Origin of the sequence: Arenibacter amylolyticus (assembly GCF_002150785.1) — a bacterium.
GTDB classification, from domain to species: domain Bacteria; phylum Bacteroidota; class Bacteroidia; order Flavobacteriales; family Flavobacteriaceae; genus Arenibacter; species Arenibacter amylolyticus.
The window spans coordinates 1-15,791 of the sequence record NZ_MTAZ01000041.1; the positions used below are offsets into that span (position 1 = coordinate 1).

Annotated in this window: 16 protein-coding genes; 6 read left to right on the plus strand and 10 right to left on the minus strand. The window is 40.4% G+C overall.

Translation table 11 applies throughout. The features are described from left to right. The first annotated feature begins 204 nt into the window (after positions 1 to 204). From BV214_RS13395 to galK, 3 genes are all read left to right on the plus strand, one after another. Positions 205 to 1,182 carry a M28 family metallopeptidase gene (locus BV214_RS13395; RefSeq protein WP_086478018.1) on the plus strand — a complete coding sequence of 326 codons (978 nt, stop codon included), beginning with the start codon at positions 205 to 207 and terminating at the stop codon, positions 1,180 to 1,182. Positions 1,183 to 1,369: 187 nt separating this feature from the next. Further along, a complete protein-coding gene (locus BV214_RS13400) occupies positions 1,370 to 2,509 on the plus strand; it encodes a formylglycine-generating enzyme family protein (RefSeq protein WP_086478019.1) in 1,140 nt (379 codons plus the stop codon). 117 nt (positions 2,510 to 2,626) lie between these two features. Continuing rightward, entirely contained in the window at positions 2,627 to 3,763 is a 1,137-nt protein-coding gene (galK, locus tag BV214_RS13405) for a galactokinase (protein ID WP_086478020.1), read from the plus strand. Between the two features lie 506 nt (positions 3,764 to 4,269). Here the strand turns inward: galK and BV214_RS13410 are convergent. The 3 genes from BV214_RS13410 to trxA form a co-directional block, all read right to left on the minus strand. Continuing rightward, positions 4,270 to 4,560, minus strand: coding sequence for a chaperone modulator CbpM (locus BV214_RS13410; RefSeq protein WP_086478021.1), 291 nt, complete (start codon positions 4,558 to 4,560; stop codon positions 4,270 to 4,272). Positions 4,561 to 4,570: 10 nt separating this feature from the next. Continuing rightward, positions 4,571 to 5,464 (minus strand): DnaJ C-terminal domain-containing protein, encoded by an 894-nt coding sequence (locus BV214_RS13415; RefSeq protein WP_086478022.1) that lies wholly within the window; start codon positions 5,462 to 5,464, stop codon positions 4,571 to 4,573. Positions 5,465 to 5,571: 107 nt separating this feature from the next. Beyond that, positions 5,572 to 5,871 (minus strand): thioredoxin, encoded by a 300-nt coding sequence (gene trxA / locus BV214_RS13420; protein ID WP_086478023.1) that lies wholly within the window; start codon positions 5,869 to 5,871, stop codon positions 5,572 to 5,574. A 159-nt stretch (positions 5,872 to 6,030) separates the two neighbouring features. Between trxA and BV214_RS13425 the strand changes: the two genes are divergently transcribed. Together BV214_RS13425 and trxB are read left to right on the plus strand one after the other, a co-directional pair. Beyond that, the gene (locus BV214_RS13425; RefSeq protein WP_086478024.1) at positions 6,031 to 6,894 is read left to right on the plus strand and encodes a universal stress protein; all 864 of its coding nucleotides are present in this window, start codon (positions 6,031 to 6,033) and stop codon (positions 6,892 to 6,894) included. 184 nt (positions 6,895 to 7,078) lie between these two features. After that, entirely contained in the window at positions 7,079 to 8,050 is a 972-nt protein-coding gene (gene trxB / locus BV214_RS13430; protein WP_086478033.1) for a thioredoxin-disulfide reductase, read from the plus strand. Between the two features lie 247 nt (positions 8,051 to 8,297). Here the strand turns inward: trxB and BV214_RS13435 are convergent, their stop codons facing one another. The 7 genes from BV214_RS13435 to BV214_RS13465 all read right to left on the minus strand — a co-directional run bounded on the left by BV214_RS13435 (position 8,298) and on the right by BV214_RS13465 (position 14,601). Then, positions 8,298 to 8,744: a hypothetical protein gene (locus tag BV214_RS13435; protein WP_086478025.1), complete on the minus strand. Its 447-nt coding sequence runs from the start codon at positions 8,742 to 8,744 to the stop codon at positions 8,298 to 8,300. Between the two features lie 124 nt (positions 8,745 to 8,868). Beyond that, positions 8,869 to 9,927, minus strand: coding sequence for an aminotransferase class I/II-fold pyridoxal phosphate-dependent enzyme (locus BV214_RS13440; RefSeq protein WP_086478026.1), 1,059 nt, complete (start codon positions 9,925 to 9,927; stop codon positions 8,869 to 8,871). After that, positions 9,924 to 10,937 carry a dipeptide epimerase gene (locus BV214_RS13445; RefSeq protein WP_086478027.1) on the minus strand — a complete coding sequence of 338 codons (1,014 nt, stop codon included), beginning with the start codon at positions 10,935 to 10,937 and terminating at the stop codon, positions 9,924 to 9,926. Before BV214_RS13445 ends, BV214_RS13440 begins: the two co-directional genes overlap by 4 nt. 118 nt (positions 10,938 to 11,055) lie before the next feature. Further along, complete coding sequence (locus BV214_RS13450) at positions 11,056 to 11,775, minus strand: head GIN domain-containing protein (protein ID WP_086478028.1); 720 nt, start codon at positions 11,773 to 11,775, stop codon at positions 11,056 to 11,058. Between the two features lie 145 nt (positions 11,776 to 11,920). Continuing rightward, the gene (locus BV214_RS13455) at positions 11,921 to 13,663 is read right to left on the minus strand and encodes a PspC domain-containing protein (protein WP_086478029.1); all 1,743 of its coding nucleotides are present in this window, start codon (positions 13,661 to 13,663) and stop codon (positions 11,921 to 11,923) included. A gap of 2 nt (positions 13,664 to 13,665) precedes the next feature. After that, positions 13,666 to 14,001 carry a PadR family transcriptional regulator gene (locus BV214_RS13460; RefSeq protein ID WP_086478030.1) on the minus strand — a complete coding sequence of 112 codons (336 nt, stop codon included), beginning with the start codon at positions 13,999 to 14,001 and terminating at the stop codon, positions 13,666 to 13,668. A 117-nt stretch (positions 14,002 to 14,118) separates the two neighbouring features. After that, positions 14,119 to 14,601 (minus strand): DUF4870 domain-containing protein, encoded by a 483-nt coding sequence (locus BV214_RS13465; RefSeq protein WP_086478031.1) that lies wholly within the window; start codon positions 14,599 to 14,601, stop codon positions 14,119 to 14,121. A gap of 135 nt (positions 14,602 to 14,736) precedes the next feature. On the opposite strand from BV214_RS13465, the gene BV214_RS13470 reads away from it, so the two are divergent. Next, the gene (locus BV214_RS13470; protein WP_086478032.1) at positions 14,737 to 15,192 is read left to right on the plus strand and encodes a DUF4442 domain-containing protein; all 456 of its coding nucleotides are present in this window, start codon (positions 14,737 to 14,739) and stop codon (positions 15,190 to 15,192) included. The last annotated feature ends 599 nt before the right edge of the window (positions 15,193 to 15,791 follow it).

Sequence of the window (15,791 nt, forward strand, 5' to 3'; positions counted from 1 at the left end):
TTTGTAAATGTACCAATGTACCAATGAGTTAATTTGGAGATTTGGAAATGAACTATTGATTCAAAATCTCACTACTCACTACTTTGTACTCACTACTTACTTTAGCGTTAGTCCAGCTGCCAACTGATCTAATAAAACCGATTCGCTTTTCTTTTCAAAAAGGGAAATAATGCTAATTTTACCTACTTAATTAATTTAAAGGTTATGGTTAAGGATATTTATAGGAAAGGGTTATGGTTCACCTTATTGTTTGTTGGTTTATGGGTGAATGCTTCCTGGGCACAGGAAGAAATTACGGAAAAAGAACTTAAGGAACATATTGTTTTCTTGACCTCCGATAGTCATAAGGGCCGTAATCCAGGGGGAAAGATTAATAGAAAAATAGTCTCCTATATAATCAAAGAATTTAAAAAATCGGGTATTCCACCTTTTAACCGATCTTATAAACAACCTTTCAGGGCCAAACTTCGCGTGAAAAAGGGAGAAAAACCCAAAAAGGAGGTGAAAACTTGGAATGTAATAGGCCTCATTGAAGGGAGCGATCCGCAGTTAAAAAATGAATATATAGTTCTAGGGGCCCATTACGACCATTTGGGAAAAGGTGGAGGACCATCTTCCAAATCCGATAAGATTGCCATTCACTATGGGGCAGATGACAATGCCAGTGGAACAGCTTCTTTAATGGAGATTGGTGAAAAATTAATGGCCAACAGGAAAGCCTTAAAACGATCTATTTTATTAGTGGCTTTTGGCGCCGAAGAGCAGGGACTTTTGGGAAGTAGGTATTTTGTAGAAAATTCAGTAGTACCCCGTTCTCAAATTAAATTGATGATCAATATGGATATGGTGGGCAGGTTAAATAGCGAGAACCATGTTTATATGGGAGGTGCAGGTACCTTTCCTGGTGGCGTTGAATTGATGAAGGAATTAGGACCTCCATTAGGCTTATTCCCCATTGTACATGCCGGATCGGTTGGAGGATCCGATCACGTTTCGTTTTATGAAAAAAACATCTCTGTACTGGGTATCCACACGGGGGGGCACCCACAATACCATACTCCTGAAGATACGGTAGAACACATTAATTTTGAAGGACAGAAAATGGTTTCCCAATATATTTACCAGGCTATTATGAAGGTGGCCGGAAGTGATTACGAAATGGAATTCATTTATCAAGACTAGGAGTCCTTTTTTGATGAATTTGGTTACATAAGGGGTACTTACAAATAGGTTTAGGTAGCAGAGAGACCATTGTATGATTCAAGGAAGGGGCCTAAAACTTCTCAAAATTTTAGCGATAATCGCGGGAATTATCCATTATTACTACTAGTTTTAAACTCAAATAGAATTTTCGAATAATAATCGCAGAATGCAGTATATAAAATCAATCGGTGTTTTTTTGATTATGACCCTCCTAATCCAGTGCAAGGAAAACAACCAACAAAATTCCAAGGCGTCGGACACTGAGGTGGAATTTGCAAATAACCCTACTGAAGAAGCCTCAATTGATTTGTTGGTAGAACAGCCAGAAGGGATTAAAACACCTAAGGGGATGGTATGGATTCCTGGTGGGGAATTTACCCAAGGAGCAGTGCCTCACGATGAAATTGCCATGCATCATGAAAAGCCTGCTCACAAGGTTAGGCTCAATGGATTTTTTATGGATGTTACTGAGGTTACCAATGCCGAGTTTGCGAAATTTGTGGAGGAAACTGGGTATGTAACCCTTGCCGAAAGAGCTATAGATTGGGATGAAATGAAGAAACAGGTGCCAGCAGGAACTCCAAAGCCACACGATTCTATTTTACAGCCAGGCGCACTTACATTTAAAAAGACGGAGACCTCCGTACCCAACCTCTATGATTTCTCACAATGGTGGCATTGGACAATTGGTGCTAATTGGAGGCAACCCAATGGTCCCGGTAGTTCCATAGTAGGAAAGGAACAACATCCGGTGGTGCAAGTAGCCTATGTGGATGCGCTTGCCTATTGCGAATGGGCTGGGAGACGACTGCCTACAGAAGCAGAGTGGGAACGGGCAGCACGAGGCAAAAAGGAAGGGAATATTTACCCATGGGGTGATGACCATACCGTACTTTCACAAATGGCCAATACTTGGGAGGGAGAATTTCCGGTAACGAATACGATGGCCGACGGTTTTGCAGAAAGGGCCCGAGTAAAATCGTATCCCCCCAACGATTTTGGTTTGTACGACATGGCCGGTAACGTATGGGAGTGGACCAGCGATTGGTATAACACCAATTATTATAAGGAGGTTGCCGCTAAAAATACGGTTTTGGTAAATCCCACTGGTGCTAAAACCCCTTACAATCAAAATATGCCAAATGCGAGGGAAAAGGTTATGAAAGGCGGATCTTTCCTATGCAATGCCTCTTATTGCGCCAGCTACAGGGTGTCTTCCAGAATGGCTTCCAGTATGGATTCTGCCTTAGAGCACCTTGGCTTTAGAACCGTTGCAACCGTAGAAATGCTTGCTGCTGAGGAGTAGCTAGGGTGGCATTCTGAAAAGGGTACCCACTGCTCACGGCCCTAGATAGCACAGTAAATGTATAGGACACATTTATTAGTGGTTTTTTGTTACTTTTAAGGGCTAATAGATACGCTAATGTTGAATTTGGAGAATTTTAAACCCGAGTTAATTGTAGAGTCCCCAGGGAGAATAAACCTCATAGGAGAGCATACAGATTATAATTTCGGTTACGTATTGCCCACGGCAATTGATCAACGAATTACCTTTAAACTTAGGAAAAACAATTCCCCAGCCCAATGCAATATTTATAGCCTAGGGTACAATACTGGCTTTACGCTAAGCCTGAAGGAGATTGCTAGGAGCGAGATAGAATGGGAGAATTACTTGCTGGGTGTTTTAAACGAAATACTGAAAAGGTCAGATAAATTAGGGGGATTCGATTGTATTATAGAAAGCAAGCTACCTATTGGCTCTGGTTTAAGCTCTTCGGCAGCCTTAGAATGTGGACTGGCATTTGGGTTAAACAAACTATTTAATCTTGGTCTTAGCAATTTGGAAATGGTGCAGCTGTCTCAAATTGCGGAACATACTTTTGTAGGCACCCAATGTGGTATAATGGACCAATTTGCCTCGGTAATGAGCAAAGAAGATCATGTGCTGCTCTTAGATTGTAGGTCTTTGGAATACACGTCTATTCCAATTGCCATGGCTCCCTATAAACTCATTATGCTGAATACTAAGGTATCCCATAATTTAGCTTCCAGTGAGTACAATACCCGGAAAAAGGAATGTGAGGAAGGGGTGCGGATCATTCAACAAAAATACCCCGAGGTAGAGTCGCTAAGGGATGCTACCCATACTATGTTAGAGCAATCAGCTATGCAGATGTCACAGACCATATTTAATAGGTGCTCTTTTGTCATTAGTGAAAATGAACGGGTATTGTCTACCGCCAAGGCGCTTAAGGAGAACAATTGGGAATTGGTAGGTAAATATTTATACGAGGCCCATACCGGAATTAGTGAGCTGTATGAGGTTAGTTGTCCAGAATCTGATTTTTTGGTGGATTTCTCTAAAAATTACGAAGCGGTTTTAGGGGCACGGCAAGTGGGAGGCGGATTTGGCGGATGTGTGTTGCATATTATCCATGAGGATGCTGCTGAAACCTATAGTAAAGAGGCAGCTAAGGTATATAAAAAAGAATTTGGGATAGATCTGGAACCATTTGAAGTACGTCCAAGCGCGGGAACTTATATTTCTTATGAACTATAAGTTGAATTCGGAATAAGATAGGGGAGCAATTTGTAAATGTATCAATGGAGCAATGTACCGATGTACTGATGAGTTAATTTGAATATTTGTCAATCTGGAAATGCCGTAACTAGGGAAGATTCATGCTTTGGTAACACCAATTTCTAATTAATCTTTTACCTGATGAAAGATCAAATTATTTTTAAATAATATATACAGCTCCAATAACGGGATGCCAGTTAAAAGTTGCCAAACTCAAAATCTAACTAATCACTTTGTACATAACACTAGCATAATGGCAATGTAAGGATTTTTAAAAATTGAACTTCCCTGATTAGCTTTGACCGTTTTAATTAATAATTTGATCATTGTTTACTGCCTACTGCGCACTGAATACCGCCAACTACTACCACCAACTTACACCACTCACTGCCCGTCCCAGCTGCTATTTCCCCTCTAGAATTTAGTTCAAATAGATAATATGCCATTCTTGGTCCGGCCGCATTGGCATTTCATTCCCATAAGACCTATTCATAACGGCTAAGCTTGTTGTGCAAGGCAGTTATTTCGTTTTGCATGTCCTGTATACGGTCTAATAACTCGGTGACCACTCCAAGTCCCTGTACGTTAATTTCGAGATCTAGATGGAGTCGCACTATCTTCTCTGCCTTGGGTAATTGATTAAGCGGTAGATACTGTAGGTTTTCTTGAAATACCATATCTATGAGGCCCATATCATAAAGTTGTATTACAAATTCCGATGCAATATTATGGGAAGTGCAAAAGTCTTCTATAGTGATATACTCTTCTTGTTTCATAGGATTTGTTTTATTTTCTTAGCTCTGCTAGCTCCTTAAAAAGTGCTTTCTCTTTCTCGGTTAAATTGGTAGGGGTAATTAAATTGTAGGTGACATACAAATCGCCATAGACCCCTTCTTTCTTATAAACGGGGAAGCCTTTCCCTTTAAGCTTTACCGTGGTTCCATTTTTGGTTTCTGGTTTCACTTTTAATTTCACTTGCCCGTCAAAGGTGTCTACCGTAATTTCACCTCCAAGCAGTGAAGTGTAGAGGTCTAGATCTACCGTAGAATAAAGGTGATTGCCATCGCGCTTAAAACGGGTGTTGTTATCTATGGAAAAGGTGATATAAAGATCCCCATTTGGTCCCCCTTGATGGCCGGGTCCTCCATGCCCGCTAATTTTTATGGTCTGTCCATTTTCAATTCCGGCCGGAACAGTAATCCGTATGTTTTTGTTGTTAACGGTAAGGGTTTGCTTGTGGGTTTTATATACATCGCGCAGCTGTAGTTTTAATTCAGCATTGTAATCTTGCCCCCTAAATCGGGTTCTTCTAGAATTTTGAAAGCCTCCCGCACCGCCAAACATGGACTCGAAGAAATCGGAGAAATCACTTCCCTCAAATTGTTGAGAGTAAGCCTGTCTTCGCTGTCCGGATGAAGCGCGACCAGCCCTTTGTGCTTTTTCAAACTCCTCGGCATGCTGCCAATCCTTCCCGTATTTATCGTACTTTTTTCGCTTTTCAGGATCGCCCAACACCTCATTGGCCTCATTAATTTCTTTAAATTTCAACTCGGCTTCCTTGTCGTTGGGATTGATGTCTGGGTGGTATTTCCGGGCCATCTTCCGGTACGCTTTCTTAATCTGACTCTGGTCCGCATTCTTATCCAGGCCCAGAATTTTATAGTAATCAATAAACTTCACCTGTATGCTGTTTTATTAATGGTTAGTATTTTTAAACTGTTTCCCTAGGGAGCATAGTGTTAGTCCATCCTACCCTCTATACTTCTTTCTGTGAGGCTGACTGTAGATTAGGTATTAGTGCGAATGATATTCACAATTTCATCCTTCTGTAAAACGCCGGATCCTCGCCAGAGTTGTTTTCCATTTTTAAATAGGAGCATGGTGGGAACGCCACGTACTTGATATTTGCTTGCCAAAGCGGCGTTGTTATCCACATCTATCTTAATTATTTTGACCGTATCGCCCATTTCTTTCTTTACCGATTCTAAGATGGGCGACAACGTTTTACAGGGGCCGCACCAAGTGGCAAAAAAATCGATTAACACAGGGGTGTCCGAATTTAAAATTTCGTTGAAACTACTTTTCATTTTCTAAGGTTGTTTTATAAGCGTTGCTCAATTTTTGAATAATATGCTATAGAAATCAACTTTCTTAGCTGATATACATCATGCTAAATGCCAGTTAATTTGCTTAAATTTAAGGTAATTTATTAAATCCTTTTATCGCTATCACTTAAAATATAAACTATGAAACGAGTTCTGATACCCACCGATTTTTCCGATAACTCTTATGGCGCCATTGCCTATGCGGTACAAATGTTGGCCAAGGAGGAATGTACCTTTCATCTATTACATACCTATACTCCTGCAATATACCAGTCCGAATACCTATTGCACAGCCCAGGACAAGTGGGTTTGGGGGATATTTATAGGGTAGACTCCGAAGAGGGTCTAAATAAAGTAAGGCAACGTGTACTGGATGAATTTACCAATCCAAAGCACCGTTTTGAAATTCATAGTGCCTTTAGTATTCTAATGGATGCTATGGATGAACTGGTAGAGGAAGAAAAAATCGATTTAATAATTATGGGAACCCAAGGGGCAACGGGTGCTAAGGAGATATTTTTGGGGAGTAATACGGTACATGCCATAAAAAGAGCAAAGGGGCCTATTTTAGCCATCCCGTTTAATTATAAGTATGAAACACCTAAAAAAATACTTTTTCCAACGGATTATGAGATAGAATATAGGGAATCCTTGTTGAAGGAGTTGCTGTTTGTAGCATCAATACATGGGGCAACCATAGATGTGATGCATATCTCCACCAATCTGGAATTGAGTCCTGCCCAAGAAGCCAATAAATCCATATTGGCGAATTTACTTAGTGAAGTTAAACATCGTTTCCATGAAGTGCCAGATCAGCGTATTGTGGAAGCTATCAATAGTAACCAGACTAAATTTAATACCAATTTTTTAGTGATGGTTAAGAACAAACATACGTTTTTGGAGAATCTATTTTTAAAGCCTGTGATAAACCAAATTGGATTTCACACTACCATTCCATTTTTAGTATTGCCCCACCATCTATTAAAAGTAGAGGCCAAGGTTTAGTAATTTCTAGGGTTTAAAATTGTTAATGGGACATTCTGCAAGCCAAATGGTTAATAAAACCTAAGTTGAAAGATTCACTATAAATTTGGTAACTTGCCTTATAATAACTTTTTATAACTTTTGAGTTGAGGTTTTTGGTTAAAAAGCTACATTTGTTATATAATAAGTAATGAAGATATTGAAAATGGCAGAAAAAGTAGAGCGATTAAAAACGTTAATTATTGGTTCGGGACCTGCTGGCTATACAGCAGCAATATATGCGGCTAGAGCCGATTTAAAGCCCGTAGTTTATACTGGTATGGAACCTGGCGGACAGTTGACCACCACAACGGAGGTAGACAACTTTCCTGGCTATCCGGATGGGGTAGACGGACCCACCATGATGATCCATTTGCAGAAGCAAGCCGAAAGGTTTGGCACCGAAGTACGCATGGGAATGGTAACAGCGGTGGACTTTAGTGATGAAGTTGGAGGGATCCACAAGGTAACTATTGACGACGATAAGGAGATAGAGGCAGAAACGGTTATCATTTCTACTGGTGCAACTGCAAAGTATCTGGGAATACCCAGTGAGCAGAAGCTTCGTGGAGGAGGGGTATCTGCTTGTGCCGTTTGTGATGGATTCTTTTACAAGGGACAGGAAGTAGCCATCGTTGGAGCAGGGGATACCGCTGCGGAAGAGGCTTCTTATTTGGCCAATATCTGTAGCAAGGTTACCATGTTGGTAAGAAAGGATCATATGCGAGCGTCCAAAGCAATGCAGCACAGGGTAAATAACCTAAGTAATATAGAGGTCCGTTACAATACGGAAGTAGATGAGGTATTGGGAGACCAAGTTGTGGAAGGTTTACGTATGGTAAACAACCTTACTGGTGAAAAAGAGGAGATTGCTATTACTGGTCTATTTATTGCCATAGGACATAAGCCAAATACAGATATCTTTAAAGGTCAGTTGGAGATGGACGAGACCGGGTATATTATTACCCATGGTAAATCTACCAAGACTAGTAAGCCAGGTGTTTTTGCTAGTGGAGACGTTCAGGATAAGGAGTACAGACAGGCCGTTACCGCGGCAGGAACTGGATGTATGGCAGCCTTGGATGCAGAACGTTATTTGGCTACTATAGAATCTCCAGAAGAAGTTTCAACCCAATAACCTATAGCTTACATTTCCCCAACTATTATTTTCAAGGGAAGTATATAAAGGTTTAAACAATAAGAAGGCCCGAAGGTGTGTACCATCGGGCTTTTTAATTTCTAGGGCATTCACTATGCGCAGCTGCTTAAGTGGAAAGGATATTGGAAATATCTGCCTGCAACCTCAAGAATTCACCACCTAATTAACGCCCCTACCTAAGTTAGGGTAAATGAGTTTTACAGTGCTGTTTATTCTTGGAAGTGGCTTAATCAAGACGTTTATAATTCTCGGAATTTATTCTATTTCCCTCTTCATCCGTAAAAATTTGACTGTAGGTATCACCATCTAGGACGAGTTCCATATGCCACTCCATGTTTTCATTTGCAATTTTACGCATGGAGGCGGACATATACTCCAGTTTTTCGGTAAGTGTACTGTCTGTGGCGGTATACGAGCCGTACCCAAACCACTCAATGGAATCTGTGGGCACATATCTGGTCCACATTACCTTTCCATTGTAGTACATTTTAATTTGCCGATAACCTTCTGTGGCAGGGAGGGTACTTACTACCTCGTTTCCGTCGTAGTTGTTAAAACTAACTAATTCCCAAGTGCCTTCAAGAGTATTATGATTTTGTTGTTCTGTTGATGTAAGGTTAGTACCTGCTACTAATATTAACATCAAAAAAACCAATCCTAGTAATTTTTTCATAGTCGTGCTGGTTTTAGGGGTAATACATTAAGTTAAATGATTACAAAAAAGTTACGAAATAAAAAGGACATGGTCAATTAAATTGTTAAAAAACATGGAATAACACAGGATTCCAAGTGGGAAATTAGAAATATGAATTTAATACCTCTGTAAGATAATGTATATCTGTTTTTGTATGGTGAGCACTTAGCACAATTCTGCTGATTTCTGCTGCGTCTTCATCGGGGTATTTAAAACTGGTCACTATTATTTTATGGTGCTCTAGGTGCTGGGTTAGAGCAGTGTCTACAAAGCTAAAGGCAGGATGACCATCCATCCACTTAAAATGATCGGGAAGTTCCACATTATCCCTAAAAAGAGCGATATTGTCTTTAAGGACTTCCCTCTTTTTGGAGAAAATTGCAGTTCCTCTTACCAAGGAGGCTATGGCAGCAGGGGCAGCCGGACTTGCGCCACCAAAGAAGGCTGTATCCGTTAATTGCGATATGCGCTTTGTAGATCCAAAAATGGCTCCTGCCTGTATTCCAAATCCTTTTCCCAGTGAACAACAGACAATTAACTCTTTCGGGTTTAATTTTTGCAGAATTTTAAAAACCCCACTCCCATTGTCTCCAACAATACCAATCCCGTGCGAATCATCTACTACCAAGATAATCTCTTCTAGGGGCAACTTCTTTAGGCCAATAAAATCGGGGAAGTTATAACCAGAAAAATCAATGGCATCCAAAAAAACCACAGGGGTAATATCTTTATTGGTTTCTAGGTGGTCCCTGATGGCGATATCTAGGGCGGTGAAGGAAATAAAGGGCTTTAGGCGCACCCCATGCTGCAATACATAAAGGGCAGAATGGGTGTTGGGGGCATAAAATAATTTATGCTCCTTAATATCCAAGGCTTGCCTTACCAGTTGTCCTGCCAGATATCCAGAAGATACCGTAGTTCCACTTTCACTACCTACCCATTGGGTAAGTAAGGTCTCTGCTTCCTCATATATAGAAAGCTTTAAATTCGCTTTTCTTGAGGCTCCGTAGTTGGTCCCGTATTGTAATATATTGGAAATATAAAGCTGTTGAAATGCCTCGTCTGTCTGTAGGCCCAGATAGGAGGTTCCTCCAAAATATAAATAAGGTTCCCCGTTTAATTCTAATTCCCTGCCTGGAAAATGATCTACAATATAACTCATTGGCGTACCGTTATTCCGCTTCCACCTAAACTTGGGAAGATTACCTTACCATGCTCTCCTATAATCACACCATCGGCAATATCCTCTTTTAATAACATCGCTCCATCCATATCCACATAATCCAATTGTGGAATTAACTGGGCAATGGCCGAGATTCCGACCGTAGATTCTGTCATACATCCCACCATAACCTTTAACCCCATGGCTTTGGCTTTGGCAATCATGCGTCTGGCCGGTGTTAATCCGCCACACTTGGTTAGTTTTATGTTGATACCGGTAAAATGGTCGCCACATTTCTCCACATCGCTTTCTACAATACAGCTTTCATCGGCAATAGTAGGAAGTACACTGTGTTGCTTTACCTTTTTCATCCCCTCCCAATCTTCTGCTTTTAGGGGTTGCTCTATAAACTCTACTCCTAGTTCCTTTAGTTTTGGAGCGTATTCTATAGTCTGCTCCGCATTCCAAGCGCAATTGGCATCTACCCTAAAAATGGCATCGGTATGTTTACGAAGTTCACGTACTATTTCCACATCCTGATCTGTGCCCAATTTTATTTTATAAATGGGCCATGGTACTTCCTTCATCTTGGCCACCATATGGTCTATGGTTCCCAATCCTATAGTGTAGTTAGTAATGGGGTAGGTGCTATTGTCTGTATTCCAAAGTTGGTATAAGGGTTTTTCCATTAGCTTTCCATAGAGGTCATTGGCGGCAAGGTCTAGAGCACAAGTAGCAAAATGACTAAGATTTTTGGAAGTCAGAAAATCATGAAATGCCTCGGGATTCTTCAATTGGAACTGTTCTATTTCCTTGCTAATTTGGGTAATCTCTGTCTTCATGGTTTCAAAAGTAACCCCGTAATAAGGGTTGGAAGTGGCTTCCCCATAACCTATTTTTCCATCCTGTTCCAAACTAACGATCATGGAATCCTGAAAATCGCGGGACTCCCTAGAAATACTAAAAGTATGCTTTAAGGGAAGAATATATTTTTTGATGTTTAATTTCATAACTCACATTTAAAAACGAATATAAAGAAAGAAGTGCTAACTAATAAACTAAGGCCCATTGAAATTACAATGGACCTTAGTTATATGGTGTGATTGGAAGTGCTTAGCTCGGGAAATATTACAATTGATTAACGCTTCCCGAACTGGTTTTCTTGTCTTCTACTTTAGCATTCCCTGTATATTTTATATTGGCTCCGCTGCTTGCTTTCGCAACTAGGGATTCCGTAACATTCACGCTGATGTTGGCGCCACTACTGGCATTAGCCCTACAAAGCGCTGTTGTTAGGTTCACGGCTTTTATTTTGGACCCGCTACTAGCGTTGCTATGTAAGGTGTTTGCCTGACCGACAATCTCAATGTTGGCACCACTACTGGAATCGGCGTCTACCGTATCACCACTTAAATCTTCTATTTGTAAATTGGCTCCGCTGCTGGCCTTTAATTCGAGGGTTGCGGCTCTAATAGGGCCAGTTGCAATTAGGTCTGCCCCACTGGAAGAAGCCAAGTAGGTGACCGTAGGTAGACTTACATGAATCTTTTTAGTGGCTCTCCCAATGTTTTCTAGGGTGTGAATCTTCAGGGTCCCATTCTTTAAATCGGTCGCAATTAAATCTAGTACGTTTTCATCGGCTTCTACAATCACCTTCTGCTCGGTTCCCTGGGTAACATAAACGTCCAAGCCTTCAGAAGCGGATACGGCGGTGAAATCTCCCTTGATTATTCGCTGTTCTTCCTGTACAATTCCATTGCCTTTTTTTCCACTCCCTATATTGAAATTACAGGATGAAAATATTAGGGCCAAGATCAATGTTATAGTAATTCTTGCTAGTGTTGTCATGATCGTTGTTTTTTAGACCCAACCACACCTCATTATGAGAGCAATAATTGAATCTGATTAATTAAATATTGGTTGGTTTGACTATATAAAAATATAAATTTCAAGAAAAAAGCAGGTCTTGATGTTACCCAACTGTAGCATAAGCCTACTGAACGGTATCGCTAGAGGTATCTTCTTTGGTTTTGATCTGTACGCCTTGCTTGTCTATCTTCATTTTAAAGGAGTCTTCACCATCCTTAAAATCGATATCCACCCCGTCTTCATTAATTATTATTTTACCGTTTCCATTGGTTTGATTGGCGGATTTGCTGCTTGGGCAATCCTCACAAATCAACTCCCCATTTTCGCCCATGGTCCAACGGTACTCCGTAATTTCGCAGCCGTTTAGGTCTTGGTCGTTGTTGGTTCTCAGCATCCAACAACGCTTGGGGAAATTGGTGAACTTCACTTTTGCACCCAAGGGCAAAGCAAGGTTTACCCTAACTTCCTGATCGCGGAATTTGTTTTCTTTGGCGGTGGTTAGAAAATCATCCAAAAACAGGGTGTTCCCTTGTATTGCATAGTTGTAATTAATTTTTTCCGCGGTCTCCGTTGCATTTTTAAAAGAGCTTCCATTCGCACTTTTTCTAATGTTTAAATATGCCAAGGAATCGTTGGAGGCTTTCACATAAAATCGCAGATCCTCAAAGATTAATACTTCGTCCCCATTTTCGTCGTAATCCAGGACTATACCGTCTATACCTAAATTATTTCCGTTTTCGTGCCAATTGGAGGAATTTAAATTAATCTCGATCTGCTCGTCGCTATTTTGAAAAGGTAGTACCTTTTCTTCAGTTACATTCCCAGTGTAGGCATGCGCTGCCGCCTGCTTTATTCCAAAAACAGTTAAAAGGATCACCGCTATTAGCCAAAGACCCAACAAGCTGAACTTGGCAATTTTACCTATGGACTTTAGGTTGTTCACCAAAATTTTTAATCCTAGGTACATTAGAAAGAAGAATGGAATGGCAATAGCAAAAAATGCTAAAAGGGAAGCCAGCCAAACGGGGGTGTTGGTAGAGTTTATAAGATAGTAGTATTCAATGCCTGGGATATGGATGATGTCTAAGATGCCAACGGTAAAGAATCCAATAAAAAGGGAAACTATCCCTGTGGCCCCGGTGATAATTAGGATTATTCCAATAAATTTACCGATGATCTTAAAAATGAACATAATGATGTCTGCAATAGAATTGAAAAAAGTTTTGCTTCCACTTTTAACGCGATTGCCCACTTTTTCGTAGTCTACATTTTTCACCTTTTCGGCTACGTCATCAAATCCTTCCTTTACTTTTTTTTCGATGGTATTTATGTTGACGGATTCCCCGCTCATATCCAGTTTTTGGGCCGTAGTAACGGCTTCGGGAATAAGGATCCAAAGTAGGGCGTAGATAAAGATAAAGCCTCCCCAACTAAATATGGTCAATAAAATCCACAGCAAGCGTACCCACACCGCATCAATTCCAAAATAATGGCCTAGACCGGCAGAGACACCCCCTATATATTTATTGTCAATGTCTCTGTAAAGTTTCCTTACCCTTTGGCTTTTTTGGGCGCTACGAGGATGGTCGTCAAAGATATCCTCGTCTACCTTGTAATCTTCTGGCTGTCCCATGATGCTAATTACCTCGTCTACCTCTTTTTGGGTAATTACCTGTCTTTCATTTTCCATTTTTTCATGAAACAACTCGGCAATTCTCGCCTCTATATCCGCTATAATCTCTTCGCTGCCACTAGTGTTGGCAAAGGAGCGTTTTATGGCCTCTAAATAGCGTTGTAGCTTCCCATAGGCTTCTTCGTCTATATGGAAGAATAAATTGGCCAGATTTATATTGATTGTCTTGTTCATTTTTAACTGTTTTTTGATTGGGTTACGAGGTTAGTTGCGTTTCTTAGTTCTTCCCAGGTGGTATCTAATTCTTTGAGGAATATTTTTCCTGTATCTGTTAAGGTATAATACTTTCGTGGGGGGCCAGATGGAGATTCCTCCCATCGGTAATTAAGTAGTCCCGCATTTTTGAGTCGGGTTAACAAGGGATAAATGGTACCTTCCACCACTAGCATTTTAGCGTCTTTTAAGGTACTCAGGATTTCGGAAGTATATTTATCCTGTCCATCTAAAATAGAGAGGATGCAATATTCCAAAACGCCTTTCCGCATTTGTGCTTTTGTGTTTTCAACATTCATAGTTGCATGATTATAATAATTTAACTGTTCGTTTTTCCCGCTTATTTAGATTGGCGGATGATTGATTGGATTGATGAATAAACTCCTGTTTAAGTGTGATGAGCACTTCTGAATTATTTATTTTATAAAGTTGATGGTTAATGGATATTTAAAATCTATTCCTTCACTAGTCCGTATGATGGCCAATAGGGTATAGACAATATTTACAATGAATAGGCCAAGCTGCGCAACGCCCGCAATTCCCAATCCCCATAGAAGGCTACCAAACTTGGAGTAATTTAAGTCCGTGCTAAAATTGATGCCGTTAAACTCATTAAGAGTATGGAGATTAAATATGCCGTGGTGAAATATCTGAGGTAAAAAGAATAGGACAAAGGGTATGGTTAAGATGGCAATTACCAAAGAGTAGAGTAGCAAGCTTATTTGAAAGTTTAGGGCTTGCTTGCCATTTTGATCAATAAACGGGTGATTATTCTTGTTGGCCGCCCAAAGTATCAATGGTAAAATAAAATTCCCAAAGGGTATAAAGTACTTAGAGAAGGTAGTGGCATGGATGATTGCCGATAAATTCTTGTGATGTTTGTTAAGGCTCGTGGTCATGGCATGATAGTTTCTTATGCAAATATATGGCTAAAAGAAGGTACTATGCAAAGCAAAGTACTATAAATTAACATAAGTTTAACGATTGGCGATTCAGCAATTTTGCATATTTTAGCAATACTTAAAGACGTACCAATGGCCTCTGAGACTACTAAAATAAATATGTTTTGCTTTTTTAAACTGCCTGCAGCCTGGTGGACGGGAGTACGTTTAAGGTATATGGATGAACAGAAGGCGGTAGTCACTGTTAGGCATCGTTGGATTAATCAAAATCCGTTTAGATCCATGTTTTGGGCGGTACAGGGGATGGCTGCAGAATTGGCTACGGGGGCAATGGTAATGGGCCAGATTAAAAAGAGCGGAAAAAAAATATCCATGCTGGTGGCCAGTAATAATGCAACTTTCACCAAGAAAGCAACGGGGAAGATTACATTTACCTGTGAGGATGGGGATTTAATTAAAGAGGCTATAAAAAATACTTTGGCCACAGGGGAAGGGCAGACTGTTTGGATGAAATCTGTAGGCATCAATGAGGAGGGGGTAGAAGTAGCTACTTTTAATTTTGAATGGACCCTAAAAGTGAAGGGGTAGGGGTGTGGGCTTTTCTTTCAGCTATTCTCGACACTCGGCCCCGTTTACTTGCTTGCGCGAGCGGTGGCTAGTGCTCATACCGTTTTTACCTAGGGTTATAAAGAACTGATAGACCGTGGTTTCAATATTCTTAATTTTCAAAAAGGCCTCCCTTGTTCTAAGGGGGCGTTAGACTATCATTCCGTCCGCATATTTTAGAGTGCGTTTAAAACAAAATTTCGTAGACTCCTGTTAGCTGGGTCAGATTGTGAGTGTTAGTGCTTTGTCTAGTCTGCAGACCGCTAAAAAAGAATCAGAGAGATTAATGATGCTGCTACTACTTTTGGCTATTTTTTATTGACAATGTCATTCCATTCTTTTGCATCTACCATTTCCCCGGACTGTTTATAACAGTACGCCACTTTTTGGCGTTTACCAGCCCGGTCGTAGAAATCTTTAGTCATGTTGGTCCTAAAACCAAACTCTTTATCCAGAATTTCGCCAGACTTGCTAAGGAATGTTCGTTTTCCCTGTTTGCTAATTAAAGCATATCCATTAATATAGAAGCTGCTATTTAACCCGCATTATTCACCAAGAGTTTTTTCTTCAAGGAATTTGAG